The 17249-nt window shown below is 67.6% G+C and carries 14 protein-coding genes; 7 read left to right on the top strand and 7 right to left on the bottom strand.

The genetic code is table 11. The annotated features are described in order from the left end of the window. Positions 1-52 precede the first annotated feature (52 nt). The 4 genes from RI032_RS02785 to RI032_RS02770 form a co-directional block, all read right to left on the bottom strand. A complete protein-coding gene (locus RI032_RS02785; RefSeq protein WP_134959363.1) occupies positions 53-670 on the bottom strand; it encodes an HD-GYP domain-containing protein in 618 nt (205 codons plus the stop codon). Positions 671-716: 46 nt separating this feature from the next. Then, positions 717-4181 (bottom strand): transcription-repair coupling factor, encoded by a 3465-nt coding sequence (gene mfd / locus RI032_RS02780; protein WP_322547812.1) that lies wholly within the window; start codon positions 4179-4181, stop codon positions 717-719. Between the two features lie 149 nt (positions 4182-4330). Further along, a complete protein-coding gene (locus RI032_RS02775) occupies positions 4331-4876 on the bottom strand; it encodes a GNAT family N-acetyltransferase (RefSeq protein WP_004150340.1) in 546 nt (181 codons plus the stop codon). 95 nt (positions 4877-4971) lie between these two features. Next, positions 4972-5829: a 23S rRNA (adenine(2030)-N(6))-methyltransferase RlmJ gene (locus RI032_RS02770; RefSeq protein ID WP_019338445.1), complete on the bottom strand. Its 858-nt coding sequence runs from the start codon at positions 5827-5829 to the stop codon at positions 4972-4974. Positions 5830-5864: 35 nt separating this feature from the next. Here RI032_RS02770 and creB point away from each other — a divergent pair, with 35 nt between their 5' ends. The 7 genes from creB (at position 5865) to RI032_RS02735 (ending at position 13688) form a co-directional block, all read left to right on the top strand. Then, on the top strand, positions 5865-6590 hold the full coding sequence (gene creB, locus RI032_RS02765; protein WP_134959383.1) for a two-component system response regulator CreB: 726 nt from the start codon (positions 5865-5867) through the stop codon (positions 6588-6590). Between the two features lie 3 nt (positions 6591-6593). Further along, positions 6594-8054 (top strand): two-component system sensor histidine kinase CreC, encoded by a 1461-nt coding sequence (gene creC, locus RI032_RS02760; protein WP_019338443.1) that lies wholly within the window; start codon positions 6594-6596, stop codon positions 8052-8054. 81 nt (positions 8055-8135) lie between these two features. Next, positions 8136-9455, top strand: a complete 1320-nt coding sequence (creD, locus tag RI032_RS02755; RefSeq protein ID WP_043396579.1) for a cell envelope integrity protein CreD — start codon at positions 8136-8138, stop codon at positions 9453-9455. Between the two features lie 10 nt (positions 9456-9465). After that, positions 9466-9876, top strand: coding sequence for a hypothetical protein (locus RI032_RS02750; protein ID WP_049482784.1), 411 nt, complete (start codon positions 9466-9468; stop codon positions 9874-9876). A 196-nt stretch (positions 9877-10072) separates the two neighbouring features. Next, positions 10073-11665 (top strand): M28 family metallopeptidase, encoded by a 1593-nt coding sequence (locus RI032_RS02745; RefSeq protein ID WP_111189515.1) that lies wholly within the window; start codon positions 10073-10075, stop codon positions 11663-11665. A 93-nt stretch (positions 11666-11758) separates the two neighbouring features. After that, entirely contained in the window at positions 11759-13162 is a 1404-nt protein-coding gene (gltX, locus tag RI032_RS02740; RefSeq protein WP_322547811.1) for a glutamate--tRNA ligase, read from the top strand. A gap of 34 nt (positions 13163-13196) precedes the next feature. Further along, positions 13197-13688, top strand: a complete 492-nt coding sequence (locus tag RI032_RS02735; RefSeq protein ID WP_004150412.1) for a Fur family transcriptional regulator — start codon at positions 13197-13199, stop codon at positions 13686-13688. 70 nt (positions 13689-13758) lie between these two features. On the opposite strand, the gene RI032_RS02730 is transcribed toward RI032_RS02735, so the two are convergent. From RI032_RS02730 to RI032_RS02720, 3 genes are read right to left on the bottom strand one after another with little or no spacing between them, the layout of a single operon-like run. Next, positions 13759-14907, bottom strand: a complete 1149-nt coding sequence (locus tag RI032_RS02730; RefSeq protein ID WP_019659169.1) for an HlyD family secretion protein — start codon at positions 14905-14907, stop codon at positions 13759-13761. Positions 14908-14917: 10 nt separating this feature from the next. After that, entirely contained in the window at positions 14918-16591 is a 1674-nt protein-coding gene (locus RI032_RS02725; RefSeq protein WP_260364267.1) for an MFS transporter, read from the bottom strand. Further along, a complete protein-coding gene (locus RI032_RS02720; protein ID WP_010483118.1) occupies positions 16591-17157 on the bottom strand; it encodes a TetR/AcrR family transcriptional regulator in 567 nt (188 codons plus the stop codon). The genes RI032_RS02725 and RI032_RS02720 overlap by 1 nt, the downstream gene beginning before the upstream one ends. Between the last annotated feature and the right edge of the window lie 92 nt (positions 17158-17249).

Here is a 17249-nt window from a genome sequence, read left to right as displayed (position 1 = left end):
GGGCCTTTTGTTTTGCGCGGCCGGTAGTGCCGGGCCATGCCTGGTGGGCATCTCAGGCCAGCTCGGGCTCCCGCGCCAGCATGCGATGGAAGCGCTGCAGCACGTAGGGATCCACCAGCCCTCCAGACTGCGAATCGATGATCCGCAATGCGGTTTCGTGCTCCATCGCATCGCGATACGGGCGCGCGCTGGTCATCGCATCGTAGGCATCGGCGATGGTGACGATGCGCGCGCCCAGCGGGATGGATTCACCGCGCAGGCCGTCGGGATAGCCGCTGCCATCAAACGCCTCGTGATGGGCGCGGATCAGCCGCGCCACAGGCATGGCGTCGCTGCGGCCGGTGGCCAGGAAGATGTGTTCGCCGCGTACCGGATGCTCGCGCATGATCGCGCGCTCCTCATCTGTATGCCGGCGCGGTGCCAGGAGCACATCGTCGGGAATGCCGATCTTGCCGACGTCGTGGAAGCGCGCGGCCAGGCCGATCTGCGCACAGGCATCGTCGTCGAGATCGCAGTGCGTGGCCAGGCGCTGCGCGAGCAGGCCAACGCGGTCGCAGTGGTGGCGGGTGTAGGCGTCGCGCATCTGCAGCGACATCGAGAGGGCATCGATCAGGCAGGCCTGCGCGTGCAGCAGGTCGGGGGCGGGTACGGCGTCAGGGAACATGGTCATCCGCCCGCACCGGGTGGGGACCGGTGCGGGGTGTTCGGGGGGGCGATCAACCCGGGGCGAGGGTGGTCAGAAGGGCACGGGCCGCATTGAAGCGGTCTTCCGGCAACGGCAGCGGGTGCTTGATGCGCAGCTTGTCGGGCCCTTCCATGGCGTAGAGGTTCGGTTGTTTCTGGATCAGCTGGATCACCGCCATCGGATCGATGTTCGGCTTGGACTCGAACACGATGCGGCCACCGTTCTCGCCCAGGTCCAGCTTGCGGATGCCCAGCGTGTTGGCTTTCAGCTTCAGCTCGGCGATGGCGAACAGGTGCTTGGCCGCATCCGGCAGCAGGCCGAAGCGGTCGATCATCTCCACCTGCAGTTCGCGCAGCGCATCACTTTCGCGCGCGCTGGAAATGCGCTTGTACAGGGTCAGGCGGGTGTGCACGTCCGGCAGGTAGTCTTCCGGAATCAGCGCCGGCACATGCAGCTCGACTTCGGCGCCGCGCACTTCCTCGCCGGCATCCAGGTCGGGCAGCTTGCCCTGCTTGATGCTGCGCACCGCGCGCTCCAGCAGTTCGGTGTACAGGCTGAAGCCGACCTCGGCCATCTGTCCGCTCTGGTCCTCGCCGAGCAGTTCACCGGCACCACGGATCTCCAGATCGTGCGTGGCCAGGGTGAAGCCGGCGCCCAGTTCGTCCATCGACGCGATCGCTTCCAGGCGCTTCTCCGCATCCGGGGTGATCGATCGGCGGTCCGGCGCCACCAGGTACGCATAGGCGCGATGGTGCGAACGACCGACGCGGCCGCGCAGCTGGTGCAGCTGGGCCAGGCCGAAGCGGTCGGCACGGTTGATGATGATGGTGTTGGCGTTGGGAATGTCGATGCCCGATTCGATGATCGTGGTCGACAGCAGCACGTTGAAGCGCTGCTTCTGGAAATCCAGCATCACCTTTTCCAGCTCGCGCTCCGGCATCTGCCCATGGGCGATGCCGATGCGCGCCTCCGGCACCAGCTCGGACAGCTCGCGCTGCATGCGGCCGATGCTTTCCACGTCGTTGTGCAGGAAGTACAGCTGGCCACCGCGCGCGAGCTCGCGCTGGAAGGCCTCACGCAGCAGCGCGTTGTCCCACTGGGTGATGAAGGTCTGCACCGCCAGCCGGTTCGGCGGCGGCGTGGCGATGATCGACAGGTCGCGCAGGCCGGCCATGGCCATGTTGAGCGTGCGCGGAATCGGCGTGGCGGTCAGGGTCAGCAGGTGCACGTTGGCGCGCAGCGCCTTCAGCGCTTCCTTCTGGCGTACGCCAAAACGCTGTTCCTCGTCGACGATGACCATGCCCAGGTCCTTGAACTTCACGTCCGGCTGCAGCAGGCGATGGGTACCGACGATCACGTCGATGGTGCCGGCGGCGACCTTTTCCAGCTCGGCCTTGATCTCCTTGGTGCTCTTGAAGCGCGACAGCACTTCGACCTTCAGCGGGTAATCGGCGAAACGGTCGCGGAAGTTGCGGTAGTGCTGCTCGGCCAGCAGCGTGGTCGGCACCAGTACGGCCACCTGCTTGCCGGCACTGGCGGCGGCGAACGCCGCGCGCACGGCGACCTCGGTCTTGCCGAAGCCGACGTCGCCGCAGACCACGCGGTCCATCGGCTGGCTGCTGGCCAGGTCGCGCAGGGTGGCATCGATCGCGGCCAACTGGTCCGGGGTTTCCTCGAACGGGAAGCCGGCCGCGAACGGTTCGTACATCGCGCGGTCCACCTGCAGTGCCAAACCCGCACGCGCCTGGCGGCGGGCCTGGATCTCCAGCAGCTCGGCAGCGACGTCGCGCACCTTCTCGGCGGCCTTGCGCTTGGCCTTGCTCCACTGCTCGCCACCCAGCGAATGCAGCGGCGCGGTTTCCGCCGAGGCGCCCGAGTAGCGGCTGATCAGGTGCAGCTGGGCGACCGGCACGTACAGGCGGTCACCCTTGGCATATTCGATTTCGAGGAATTCGCCGGGCATGCCGCCGACGTCCATCGCGATCAGGCCCCGGTAGCGGCCGACGCCATGGTCCTCATGCACGATCGGTGCGCCCTCGGTCAGTTCGCCGAGGTCGCGGATGATCGCTTCCGGCTCGCGGCCGGCACGGCGCGTGCGGCGGGTGCTGCCGGCGCGCTCGGGGAACAGCTGGCGCTCGGTCAGCACCGCGATGCGCGGGTCGTCCAGCGCGAAGCCATCTTCCAGCGGCGCCACCGCGATCGCGAAGCGCGCGTCGTCGGCGAGGAAGCTGGGCAGGTCGGCCACCACCGGCGGTCTCAGCTCGGCAGCCTGCAGCACTTCCAGCAGGGCTTCACGACGCCCGGGCGAATCGGCGGCAATCAGTACCCGGCCTGGATAGTGGCCGAGGAAGGATTTCAGCGCGTCGCCTGCGGGGGCCTCGCGTGCGGCCACCGGCAGCGGCGGCAGCGGCTGGTCACCCAGCGCATGGGCATCGGCGATGCGCGCGTGGTCAGCCGACCACACCTCGATGCGCGGGGCATCGTTCAGGCGCTCGCGCAGCAGCTCCGGCGACAGGTACAGCGCCGACGGCGGCAGCAGCGGCCGTTCGACGTCGTGGCGGCGTTGTTCGTAGCGCTCACCGGTCTGCGCCCAGAACGCGACGGACGCTTCATACGCACCGGCGCAGACCACCGGCAGGCTGCCGTCGGGCAGGTAGTCGAACAGGGTGGCGGTGCGTTCGAAGAACAGTGGCAGGTAGTACTCGACGCCGGCCGGGGCCAGCCCGGACTTCAGATCCTGGTACAGCGAACTGCGCCGGGTATCCACATCGAAACGCTCGCGCAGCGCGGCCAGTACGCGGGCGATGCTGGCCTCGTCCATCGGCACTTCGCGGCCAGGCAGCATGTGCACGGACTCGACCTTGTCCAGCGAACGCTGGCTTTCCGGATCGAACGCACGGATCGAATCGATGTCCTCGTCCAGCAGTTCCACCCGCAGTGGCTCGTCGGAACCCATCGGGAACACGTCGAGCAGGCCGCCGCGCACGGCGAAGTCGCCGGGGTCCATCACCTGCGGCACGTTGCGATAGCCGGCACTTTCCAGGCGGCGCTTCTCGGCCTCCAGATCCAGGCGCTGGCCGACCTTCAGGTCGAAGCTGCCACCGATCACATAGCTGCGCGGGGCCAGCTGCTGCAGCAGGGTCTGCACCGGCACGATCACCAGGCCGCGCTTCAGCGTGGGCAGGCGATGCAGGGCGGACAAACGCTGCGAGATGATGTCCGGATGCGGGCTGAAGCGGTCGTAGGGCAGGGTTTCCCAGTCCGGGAAGGCGACCACCGGCAGGGCCGGGTCGCCGCCGAGCAGGGTCTGCAGGTCGGCTTCGAGCTGGTTGGCACCGTGGTTGTCACGGGCGATCACCAGCAGCGGCGCGTCGTGCGCGCGCGCGGCCTGGGCCAGGTACCAGGCCAGGGCGGTCGGCGAGGCGGGGGCGCGCCACCAGGCGCGGAGCTGGCCGGCGCGCGGCAGCGGCGGGGCGGAGTATGAGGTACGCGACATGGACCCCGGATTTTAGCAGAAGCCTGATCCAGGCCCGGTGGGTCGGGCTCGCCGGTTGCCGACAGCCTCATGTGCCGTTGGGGGAACGCAATGCCGGCCAGCGGCCGGCACTACCGGGAGACGTGGCCGGGCAGGGCCCGGCGTATCCGTCAGTTGTCCAGCTCCAGCACCATCCGGACCAGGCCTTCGGCTCCGGTCGGGTGCGGCACCGGCTTGAAGCCCAGCGACGCGGCCAGCTGCTTCATCGGTTCGTTCTCGGCGGCAACGTCGCCGTACAGGCGGTCCAGGTACTTGCCACGGCCCCACTTCACCAGCTTGCGCATCAGCTGCCGTCCCAGGCCTTGGCCGATCAGGAAGCGGCTGATCAGGATCGCGTACTCGGCTTCACGGGTGCCGGGGATGATCGAGGCCCGGGCGACCGCGCCGACCACCGCTTCGCCCGCGGGCAGGGACTCGGCTGCGACCAGGGTGATCTCGGTCTTGGGGTTGGGGTGGGTCAGACGCTGGGTGGTTTCCGGCGACAGCTCGGTCACCGCCTGCAGGAAACGATCACGGATTTCTTCCGGCCCGAACAGGCTGAATGCCGCTTGCAGCGGTGCGCCATCTTCCGGGCGGATGGGGCGGATCAGCAGCTCGTGGCCGCTGGGAGCCTTGAAGATCTCATGCCAGGGCGGCATGCGGTTGCGAGTGGCCATACCGGGTGATTCCTTGGTGGTCCATCGATTGTGGCATCACCGGGGCTGCATTCCGTGAACGAAAGGCTCACGGCGGTACAGCCTCGTGAAGGCCGTTATTCGGGTGCTTTGAGCCAATCCAGGCGGGTGCTGGCCCCCGGTTCGCCCAGGTGCTGGCGCAGCGCCGGCAGGGCCGGGCCGACCACCCGGTCGAACTGCCAGGGCGGGTTGAGCAGCAGCATGCCACTGCCGTTGAGGCGCAGCGGCGAGTCGTCCGGGCGCACCAGGAACTCGATCGTCATCGCCGATTTCACCGGCAGGGCGGTGGCCTTGCGCAGGAAATGCAGGATGGTGCGGCGCTGCTTGATCGGGAACCAGACCGCGCAGGTGGCCTGCGGCCAGCGCGCCAGGGTTTCGGCCAGGGCGGCCAGCACCGCTTGGTACTCGGCATCCTGGGCTTCGTAGGGCGGGTCGATCAGGACCAGGCCACGGCCGATCTTGCTGCCGTTGAACTTCGGCGGCAGCAGCGAGCGCAGCAGCGCATAGCCGTCGCCAGAGCGCACATCGACGCGGCTGTCATGGGCGAACAGGGCCTTCAACGTGGCCGTTTCGGCTTCCTGCAGCTCACAGACCGCCATGCGGTCCTGCGCACGCATCGCCTGTGCGCTCAGCAGCGGCGAACCCGGATAATTGGTCAGCGCGCCGACCGGATTGTCGGCCTGTACCGCCTTCAGGTAGCGCTCGACCACCTCCGGCAGCTTGGGCTGGGCCATCAGCCGCATGATCCCGGATTCGGCCTCCAGGGTCTTGCGGCTCTCTTCGCTGGCCAGCAGGTAGCGGCCGGCACCGCCGTGGGTGTCGAGCACGAAGAACGGGCTGTCCTTGCGCTTGAAGCTGTCGATCAGGGCCAGCTGCACGATGTGTTTGAGCACGTCGGCATGGTTGCCGGCATGGAAGGCGTGGCGATAGTTCATGGGCGGCAGTGTACGGGGCGGCGGCCGCAGCGGCTATGCTGCGCGCCATGACAGCTCCTGTTGCCCATGTCCTGGTGGTCGAGGACGAAGCCGCCATCGCCGAAACCGTGCTCTATGCGCTGCGCAGCGAGGGCTATGCCGCCAGCCACTGCCTGCTGGGCGGCGAGGCCCTGCAACGGCTGCAGGCCGGGGATATCGACGTGGTGGTGCTGGACGTGGGCCTGCCCGACCTGGGCGGCTTCGAGGTCTGCAGGCGACTGCGCGCGCAGCCCGGGCCGTCGGCGCAGCTGCCGGTGATCTTCCTGACCGCCCGCAACGACGAAGTGGACCGGGTGCTCGGCCTGGAGCTGGGCGCCGACGACTACATGACCAAGCCGTTCTCGCCGCGCGAGCTGGTGGCACGGGTGCGTGCGCGCCTGCGCCGCGCGGCACCGGTCGTGGCAGCACCCGGCGCCGATGCGGGCTGGCAGGAACATGGCGCCTTTGCCATCGACCGCGAAGGCCGGCGCATCCGCTTCCGTGGCCAGGCACTGGACCTGACCCGCTACGAGTACGCGCTGCTGGAAGCACTGCTGCAGCGCCCGGGCGCCATCCTCAGCCGTGCCCAGCTGATGGACCGTGGCTGGGACAGCAGCGCCGACAGCGCCGACCGCACCGTTGATACGCATGTAAAGACGCTGCGCGCCAAGCTGCGCGCGGCCGGTGCCAGCGACGACCCGATCCGTACCCACCGTGGCCTTGGCTACGCGCTGGAAGTCTAGCCGATGCGCCTGGTACTGAAGCTGTTCCTGGGCTTCTTCCTGATCACCGGCATCGCGGCGTTCTTCGTGATGCGCGTGTTCGTCAACGAAGTGAAGCCCGGTGTGCGCCAGGCGATGGAATCGACCCTGGTCGATGCGGCCAACGTGCTGGCCGAAATGGCCGCCGCCGACGTCAAGGCCGGCACCATCCGCAGCGGCAGTTTCACCCGCAACCTCGCCAAGGCACGCCAGCGCGACCTGAAGGCGATGGTCTGGCGCTTCCCGAAGCGCTCGCTGGATTACCGGGTGACCATCACCGATGCCAAGGGCATCGTCATCTACGACTCGCTGGGCCGCGACCTGGGGCGCGACAACTCGCGCTGGAATGATGTCTATCGCACCCTGCGAGGTGAGTACGGCGCGCGTTCCAGTCCCGAGATTGCCGGCGAAGAGGGCGACACGGTGATGCATGTGGCGGCGCCCGTATATGACCCGGCCGATGGGCGCACCCTCATCGGCGTGCTCAGCCTGGCGCAGCCCAACCGCAGCATCGATCCGTTCATCGCCGCCAGCCAGCGCGCCATCATCGAGCGCGGGGCCTGGCTGATCGGCTTGTCGGCGCTGGTCGGTGTGCTGGTGACGATGTGGCTGACCACCGGCCTGGGCCAGCTCAGCCGCTATGCGCGTGCGGTCAGCGCCGGCGAACCGGTGCCGCCGCCGCGCCGCCGCCGCGACGAGATCGGCGATCTCGGCCAGGCGCTGGAAACAATGCGCCGCAAGCTGGAAGGCAAGGCCTACGTCGAGCAGTACGTGCAGTCGCTGACGCATGAGATGAAGAGCCCGCTGGCGGCCATCCGCGGTGCCGCCGAGCTGCTGCAGGAGCCGCTGCCCGAAGCCGATCGCGTGCATTTCGCGCGCAGCATTGTCGACCAGCAGGAGCGGCTGACCGAGACCATCGACAAGCTGCTGGCACTGGCTGAAGTGGAACAGCACGGCTGGCTGCAGACCCGCGACCGGATCGCGCTGCCGGCATTGCTGGCCGATGCGGCCGCTGCCGCGCAGGTGCGCGCACAGGCGGCAGGCGTGCAGGTCCGCATCGGCAGCGTGCCCGACCTGCAGGTGCAGGGCGACGGCTACCTGCTGCGACAGGCACTGCACAACCTGATCGACAACGCGATTGCCTTCTCGCCGGCTGGCGCGGAGATCGCGCTGCAGGCCGAGGTGGACGGGCAGGGCGTGCGCCTGCAGGTGGCCGACCGTGGCGCCGGCATTCCCGACTACGCGCGTGAGCGGGTGTTCGAACGTTTCTATTCGCTGGCGCGCCCCGGCAGCGGGCGGCGCAGTTCCGGCCTGGGCCTGCCGTTCGTGCGGGAAGTCGCGCGCCTGCACGATGGGCGCGCCAGTGTCGATGCACGCGACGGCGGCGGTACCGTAGCCAGCCTGTGGTTGCCGCTGGGTACACCGGGCCAGCGCCCGCGCCGCTGACTTCACACTCGCTTCAAATTCGCCACAAACCCTGCTCACTGCAGCGGTCCATCCTGCAGTCCTCTCCAACGAGGATGGACCATGAAATCCCTGAAGATGCTGCTGCGGTTCGCCATTGTCGGCGGGCTGATCCTGCTGCTGCTGATCCCGCTGACGATGATCCGCGGGGTCATCAACGAACGCAGTGCGTACCGCGATGAGGCCTTCTCGCGGGTGGCCGACAGCCGCGCCGGTGCGCAGCAGCTGGTCGGGCCGGTGCGGGTGGTGCCGTGGGTGGAGCGCAAGCAGGTTGAACTGGTCGATCCGCTGGGCGTCAAGAAGACCGAGGTGCAGGTCACCGAGGGGCACTGGTTGCAGATGCCGGCGTCGCTGGAGGTGGGCGGTGAGATGCTGCCGAGCCAGCGTGAGGTCGGGCTGTTCAAGGTGCCAGTCTACAGCTGGAACGGCCAGATGAAGGCGACGTTCGCCGAAGACGACTATCCGGTGAAGGCCGGCCGCAGTTACGGCCAGCCGTATGTAGCCGTGGGCATTTCCGATGTGCGTGGCCTGGTCGGTACGCCGAATCTGCGCGTGGATGGCAAGCAGCTGCGGCTGCTGCCCGGCGTGGGCGCGGCCAGCGAAGTAGGGCGAGGCCTGCATGCACCGGTGGCCGGTTTCGCTGCGGATCAGGGCGGCACGCTGGCTGCCAGCACCGTTGAACTGGAGCTGCGCCTGGACGGCAGCCGCATGCTGTCGGTGGTGCCGGTAGGCGACGATACGCATATCGCGCTGCGTTCGAGCTGGCCGCACCCGTCGTTCAGCGGGGCGTTCCTGCCCAATGAGCGACGCGTTGATGCACAGGGTTTCGATGCGCGCTGGGCCGTGTCCTCGCTGGCCTCCGACGCACAGCGACAGCTGCGCAATGACGGTTCGGTCGATTCGCAGGCGGTGACGGTATCGCTGGTCGATCCAGTCGATGCTTACACCCAGGCCGATCGCGCCTCGAAGTACGGCGTGCTGTTCGTGCTGCTCACCTTCGTCGGCTTCATCCTGTTCGAACTGATCAAGTCGCTGCGCATCCACCCGCTGCAGTACCTGATGGTGGGCCTGGCGTTGGCGATCTTCTTCCTGTTGCTGATCAGCCTGTCCGAGCACATCGCGTTCTGGAAGGCCTACCTGGTATCGGCGGTGGCCTGTATCGGCCTGCAGGCGGTGTACCTGGCCAACGTGCTGGGCCATTGGAAGCGCGGTCTCGGCTTCGCTGCGCTGCTGACCGTGCTGTACGGCGCGCTGTATGGCCTGCTGGTGTCGGAGAACAACGCGCTGCTGATGGGTTCGCTGCTGCTGTTCGTGATCCTGGCGCTGGCGATGTGGGTGACGCGCCGGGTCGACTGGTACGCGCTTGGCGCGGAACTGAAGTAAGGAGTACGTCATGGGCTGGCGCCAGGGATTGCGGCAACGGGCACGGCAGGGCATTCCGGCCCTGCTGGAAGTGGATGCACTGCTGCAGGCACATGGCGTGCTGGCGGCCCTGCCGGGGGCACGGATCGCCCCCGGCCTGGTCCGCTTCCAGCTGGCTGCGGTGACCTGCGAGGGATTGCAGGGGCAGGGACTGCGCTGGCTGCAGGACGCGCGGCAGGGACGCGGCGCGGTGGCCGGCCGGGTGCCGCGCTACCGGCCATGGAAGGCCGGGGCGGAGGCGCTGGCCGAGATCGGCATCGGCGGCCTGCCGGATGACTGGCCGGCACACGCGTCGGTGTATGGCTGCAGCAGCATCGATCGGCGGCATTGGTTGTTGTTGCTGCCGGAGCGGGCGCAGTTGTGGTTGGGGTGGAGTGGGTGATCGGGTTGTTCATCCACGCATGGCGTGGATCTACTGGCGGGAACCCAGCCCTCTGGTGGGTGCGAGCTGACCGGTCACCTGTGGGTGCGAACCTTGGTTCGCACGCTCCTGCCCATGACCGATGGGACGGTATCGGCGCGCCCCTGCTGGCTAGACTCGATGGGTTGATGATCGAGCCGAAGGGCAGGGGTGCGATGTGTTGAAGTGGGGCGTGCTGGCCGTAGCGCTGGCGATGGGTGGCAATGCAATGGCGCAGCAGCGCGAGTCGGTGGACCTGGACATGGTCAGCCGCATCCGCCAGGAGGCCTTCCACCGTTCGCAGGTGATGGATACCTTCAGCTACCTCACCGAACGCATCGGCCCGCGCCTGACCAATTCGCCGGCGATGGGCCGCGCCAACGCGTGGACCCGCGGCAAGTTCAGCGAATGGAAGCTGGACAACGTGCACGACGAAGCCTTCGATGACTTCGGCCGTGGCTGGGAGTTCACCTCGGCCAGCGTGGAAATGCTGGGTGACCGCGTGCAGCCGCTGCATGCGCTGCCCAAGGCCTGGACGCCAGGCACCAAGGGACCGGTTGAGGGCGAGCTGGTGCACGTGGAGATCAAGAAGCCCGAGGACATCGAAAAGTATCGCGGCAAGCTGCGCGGCAAGATCCTGCTGCTGGGCGAGGCGCGCGAGTACAAGCGCGGCACCGAGCCGGACTCGCACCGGCATGACGCCACCTCGCTGGAGGGCCTGCAGGAATTCACCCTGCCCAAGGACGTCGCCGCCGAGCGGGCCAAGCGGGTGAAGGAATACAAGGAACGCCAGGAGCTGGCCGCCAAGGTCAACGCCTTCTTCGTCGAAGAGGGCGCGCTGGCCGCGATCAGCATCAGCAGCTGGGACAACGGCATCATCCGCGTCGCCGGCGGCGGTTCGCGCAAGGCCGGCGAATCGGTGGGCATCCCGGAACTGGCGATGATCGCCGAGCACTTCAATCCGCTGGTGCGCGCGCTGGATGCCAAGCAGCCGGTACGCCTGCGCGTGGATGTAGCCGCGCGCTTCACCGACGAGGCTGACCAGCCCGGCTACAACACGCTGGCCGAGATCCGCGGCAGCAGCAGGCCCGACGAAGTGGTGATGATCGGCGCTCACCTGGATTCCTGGCACAGCGGCACCGGCGCGGCTGACAACGCGGCCGGCGTGGCGGTGATGATGGAGGCGATGCGCATCCTCAAGGCCACCGGCGCCAAGCCGAAGCGCACCATCCGCGTGGCGTTGTGGAGCGGTGAGGAGCAGGGCCTGATCGGCTCGCAGGCCTATGTGGCCAAGCACTTCGGTCGTTTCCCGGAACCCACCGACCCGGCCCAGAAGGCGCTGCCGGCCTCGCTGCGCGAGCCGACCGGTGCATTGCAGAAGACCCGCGACTACAGCAAGTTCCAGGTCTACTTCAACATGGACAACGGCTCGGGCCGCTTCCGGGGCATCTACGCGCAGGAAAACCTGGCGGCGATGCCGATCTTCGAAGCCTGGCTGGCGCCGTTCCATGACGTGGGCGCCACCACCGTGGCCACCCGCAACACCGGCAGTACCGACCACATCAGCTTCGACCGCATCGGCCTTCCGGGCTTCCAGTTCATCCAGGACCGGCTGGACTACTTCACCAACGTCCACCACAGCCACCTGGATACCTGGGACCACGCCGAACCGGAAGACCTGAAGCAGGCCGCGGCCATCGTCGCCTCGTTCGCCTACAACGCGGCGATGCGCGAGCAGTCGTTCCCGCGCAAGGCTGAACCGCAGCCCTGAAAAACCTGGCGGGAGGGGCGGGATGCGTCCGCCCCTCCTTGCCTTTCCGGGGCTGGTGGTAAAATCGGGGGATTCCCGTTCCTCGAGCCGTCCATGACCTGCCGCACCCGCTTCGCCCCCAGTCCCACCGGCTACCTGCACATCGGTGGTGCCCGCACTGCGCTGTACTGCTGGCTGGAGGCCCGCCACCGTGGCGGCGAGTTCGTGCTGCGCATCGAGGACACCGATCGTGAACGCAGCACCCAGGGCGCGATCGACGCCATCCTGGAGGCGATGGAGTGGCTGGGCCTGGACTACGACGAGGGCCCGATCTACCAGACCGACCGCGTCGCCCGCTATCTGGAAGTGGCCGAGCAGCTGGTGGCCAACGGCAAGGCGTACTACGCCTACGAGACCCGCGAAGAGCTGGATGCGATGCGCGAGGCCGCCATGGCCAGGCAGGAAAAGCCGCGTTACAACGGCGCTGCACGCGAACTGGGCCTGCCGTACAGGGACGACCCGAACCGCGTCATCCGCTTCAAGAACCCGCTGGAAGGTACGGTGGTGTTCGACGACCTGATCAAGGGCCGCATCGAGATCGCCAACAGCGAGCTGGATGACATGGTCATCTTCCGCCCGGACGGCTACCCCACCTACAACTTCGCAGTGGTGGTGGACGACTGGGACATGGGCATCACCGAGGTCATCCGCGGCGACGACCACATCAACAACACCCCGCGCCAGATCAACCTGTACGAAGGCATCGGTGCGCCGGTGCCCAAGTTCGGCCACATGCCGATGATCCTGGACGAGCAGGGGGCCAAGCTGTCCAAGCGCACCGGCGCGGCCGACGTGATGCAGTACAAGGACGCCGGCTACCTGCCCGATGCGCTGCTGAGCTACCTGGCCCGCCTGGGCTGGTCGCACGGTGACCAGGAGCTGTTCAGCCGCCAGGAACTGATCGACCTGTTCGACGTGAAGGATTGCAATTCCAAAGCCTCGCGCCTGGACATGGCCAAGCTGGGCTGGGTCAACCAGCACTTCCTGAAGGCCGAGGACGTGGCCGCCATCGTGCCGCACCTGGTCTACCAGCTGCAGAAGCTGGGCCTGGACGTGGCCGCCGGCCCGGCCCCGGAGGACGTGGTGATCGCCCTGCGTGAGCGCGTGCAGACCCTGAAGGAAATGGCCGAAAAGGCCGTGATCTGGTACCAGCCGCTGACCGAGTACGACGAAGCGGCGGTGGCCAAGCACTTCAAGGCCGGTGCCGAGGTGGCGCTGGGCAAGGCCCGCGAGCTGCTGGCAGCCCTGCCGGAATGGACCGCCGAGTCTGTGGGCGTGGCCCTGCACAACGTCGCCGCCGCGCTGGAGATCGGCATGGGCAAGGTCGCCCAGCCGCTGCGCGTGGCCATCACCGGCACCCAGGTCAGCCCTGACATTTCCCATACCGTGTACCTGGCCGGCCGCGAGCAGGCCTTGAAACGCATTGATGTGGCCATCACCAAGGTAGCAACGGCCTGAGGCATCCTTGCCAGGCCCGAACCGGAGAACACGCATGCCCGCCAAGACCGCCACTGCCTGTACGGCCCCGCACCACCACGTCCACGATGCATCGGATTTTGTGGCGGTGGTCGAGCGCGTCTCGCGCGAACGCGGGCTGCGCCTGACCCCGATCCGCGCCAATGTGCTGAAGCTGATCGCCGAGGCCGGCAAGCCGGTCAAGGCCTACGAGCTGCTGGAATGGGTGCGCAACGGCAAGGGCGTGGGCGCTGATGCCCCGCCCACTGTGTACCGCGCGCTGGATTTCCTGATGGCCAATGGCTTCGTGCACAAGCTGGAGTCGGTCAATGCCTTCGTGGCCTGCCACCATCCCAGCAGCGCCGCGCATTCGGTGCCGTTCCTGATCTGCAACAGCTGCCACAGCGCGGTGGAGCTGGAAGACCGCGAAATCGTCACCCAGCTGGAGAAGCGCGCCAAGGAGCTGGGTTTCCAGCCGCAGGCGCAGACTCTGGAAGTGCACGGCCTCTGCGCGCGCTGCGCGGGCTGAGCAATGGGTCCTGGGGTCAGATCCCTTTTGCCTTGGCAAAAGGGATCTGACCCCCGTTTCATGACAAACGCTAGTCCATCGGCTTGCTTGCGGTATCCACCCGCACGATCACCGACATGCCGGGCCGCAGTTGTGCCGCCAGCTTCTGGCCCTCGTTGATCGAAATCCGTACCGGCAGCCGCTGCACCACCTTGGTGAAGTTGCCGCTGGCATTGTCCGGGCGCAGCACGCTGAATTCCGAGCCGGTAGCCGGCGCGATCTCCTGCACGCGGCCCCGCAGCACCTGCCCCTGGAACGCGTCCACCGAGAACGTGGCCGGCTGGCCGATCGCCATGCCCCAGGTCTGGCCTTCCTTGTAGTTGGCCACCACCCACAACGTGTCAGGTACCAGGAACAGCAGCTGCGAACCGGCAGCGACGTACTGGCCCACGCGCACGCTGGCCTCGCTGATCTGGCCGTCGCGCGGTGCGTGGATCACCGTGTTGGCCAGATCGATGCGGGCCAGTTCCAGCTGCGCCTGCGCGCTCTCCACCTGCGCTTCCAGGCTCTTGCGCGCCACCTGGGTCGATACCAGGGTTTCCTCGGCAATGCGGATCTGCGCCTGTGACTGCTGGACGCTGGCCTGTGCCGACGCCTGGGTGGTGCGGAACTTGTCGCGGTCGTTGACTGACACCAGTTGCTGCGCGGCCAGCTCCTCGTAGCGCTTCAGCTCGTTGCGTGAGCGTTGCAGCTCCGCCTGGCCGGCCGACAACGTGGCGTGTGCGGAGGCGATCTGCGCACGGTTCTGCGCCTGCGACTGGTCCGAGTTGGCCAACGCCGCGCGTGCGCTGTCCAGCGTCGCCTGCGCTTGGGCGACGCGCTGCGCGTAGATGCGGTCATCGATGCGCAGCAGCGGCTCGCCCTGCTTCACGTGCTGGAAGTCCTTCACCAGCACTTCGGTCACGTAGCCGTTCACCTGCGGCGCCATCACCGTGATCTGCCCGCGTACATAGGCGTTGTCGGTCACCATCACGCTGCTGGTGAATGGCCACAGGTGCCAGGCGCGCAGGATCAGCGCAATGCCCAGCAGGGCGACCACCACCATCACCACTACGCTGCGCGCGCTGGGCTTGAGGTACTTCGGCGCGACCGCCGGCTCAACGGGCGTGGGCGCAGGTGCCGCGTCGGTCGGCGGCGGAGGGGTCACGTTGTCGTCGGGTCGGGGCGGGACGGGAGGCATGGCGGAGGACTCAGCGGGGCGCGGCCGGCGTGGCCGCAGCGGGGGAAGTGGGGTGGCGCTTGCGCCATTGCTTGAGCACCGCGGTGCGCAGCGACAGCAGCAGCAACCAGCACAGGAAGCCGATGGCCAGCCAACCGCTCAATGTGAACACATCATTGAATCCACGCACGTTGGCTTCGCGGCGAGTGGTCTGCGCCAGCTGCGCGCTGCCCTGCGCACTGCGCAGCACCGGGTCGGTGATCTGTGCGCTGTACACCTGCTGCTGGATGCGCAGGCGTTGTGCCACCACCGGGTCGGCCGGGTCGAGCTGGCTGGTCAATGCGCTGGAGTACAACTGCTCGCGATGCAGCTGGAAGGTGCCCAGCACCGCCGAGCCGGCCAAGCCACCCAGCGTCTGGGTGATCGACAGCGTCACCAGGAAGGTGATCATGTGATCCACGCCCTGTTTCAACGCGGCAGAGATGCCGAGCATGATCAGCGGGCCCATGAACATACCGGCACCGACCGAGGCCAGGAACTGGCTGGCGTAGAAATCGTGTGGCCGGTCCAGGCTGGTGCGGTGCTGGTCGAAGAACGCGGCGGCGCCCAGCAGCAGGATCGCCATCAGCAGCTGGGGGATCAGCCGCTTCGGGCCGAAGGTCAGCGATGCACCGGCGATGCCGGTGACCACGCCCGCCAGGATCACCACGAACAGCGGGCGCATCTGGTCAGGCCCCATGCCCAGCGTGCGCATCAGGTTGATCACGCCGTAGGACTGCTCGGTGGTGAGGAATCGGATCAGGAACGCACCGACGATGAAGTGCAGTACCGGCAGCTTCGACAGCCAGCGGATCTGCAGCAGCGGATTGCGCCGGTAGTGCTCGATGATGAAGGCGGTGGTGGACAGCGCGATCGAGGCGACCAGAGCCCAGCCCAGCCATGGCGTGTTGAGCCACCAGCGGGTGTAGCCCTGCGCCAGCACGATCACCAGCAGGGCGACGGCCGGTGCGAGCAGGGCGAACGTGAGGAAGTCCAGCGGCTCGAACGCCTTCACCTGGATGCCGGGCGGCAGCTTCAGCACCACCACCGCCGCGAACGCGCACAGTGCCAGCCCGGCCTCAAACGAGTAGAGCTGGTGCCACTGGCCGGTATCGACCAGGCCCGGCGACACGATCCAGGCGATCGGCACCGCCAGCTGCGAGAGGCCGACACCGACGACCAGCAGATTGCCGGTGAAGCGACGCGGCAGCGCCTGCAGCATGTACAGCGTGCCCAGTGTCGAACAGGCCGCACCCGCGAAGCCGCTGGCGGCGCGGGTCAGCATCGTGGTCTCGAAGCTGCCGACGAACAGGTGCAGTACCGCCAGCGCCGCATACAGGCCCAGCCCGATCTCGGCGAACAGGCGGATGCCGTACTGCTGGCGGAACTTGAAGGCCAGCAGGTTGGCGGTGACATTCACCATGGCATAGGCGGCCACCAGCCAGCTGCCCTGGGTCGGGGTCAGTGCCAGTTGGCCCTGCAGGAACGGCAGGTTGGCGGTGACCAGCGCATTGCCGAGGCCGCCGGTGATCGCCACCAGCAGCGATACCAGTGCATAGGCCAACCGACGGTACGGTGGGTGCCAGGGCATCGAAGCCGAACCGGGCATGGTCGGCTTCTCGTGCTCCTCCCAATCCGGAACCGGCTTCAGATACGGCTGGACCATCAGCGGGCCTCGCTGGTTGCTCCCTGGAGACCCCCGCGCAGCAGCTGCAGGGCGCGCCCGGCCAGGTGGGCGCGCTCGTCGCGGGTCTTGCCGCGCAGGGCCGCGCCCAGCATGCCCGAGATGAGTGAAATGTCCGTCTTCTCCAGGTCGGCACGGCACAGGCCGGCGGCCTTGGCACGGGCGATCGGTGCTTCCAGCAGATCGCGCACGGTCTCGCGCGCGGTGCGCATGGCCGGCACGTCCGAATCCACTGCGCGCCAGTAGTCGGCCAAGGCAGGTGAATCGATGATGCGCTGGGCCATGCCCTCGAACACCTCGAACAGGGCATCGTCGCGGTCGCCGAGCTGTTCGACCTGGCGCCGGATGCGGTCGACCGTACGCTGCAGCAGTGCCTGGATCAGCGCGGTGCGGTCGGGAAAGTTGCGGTACAGGGTGGCGCGGCCCACCTGGGCGCGTTCGACCACCAGGTCCAGCGGGGCGGTGACACCGTGTTGGCCGAACACATGATCGGCGGCGTCGAGGATGAGGGCACGGCGGGCAGCAGCATCGGCACGTTGGGCAGTCATGGAATTATGTTCGGACAAAAATGTCCGATTGGCGAGACTTTGAGTGACGGGATTGTCCGCTTGTTGTGGTACGCACATCTTTGTGACGAATG

Origin of the sequence: Stenotrophomonas geniculata, assembly GCF_034508895.1 — a bacterium.
Lineage (GTDB): Bacteria > Pseudomonadota > Gammaproteobacteria > Xanthomonadales > Xanthomonadaceae > Stenotrophomonas > Stenotrophomonas geniculata.
Note: the sequence above shows the minus strand (reverse complement) of the source record. Positions and strands in the feature narration are given on the sequence as shown.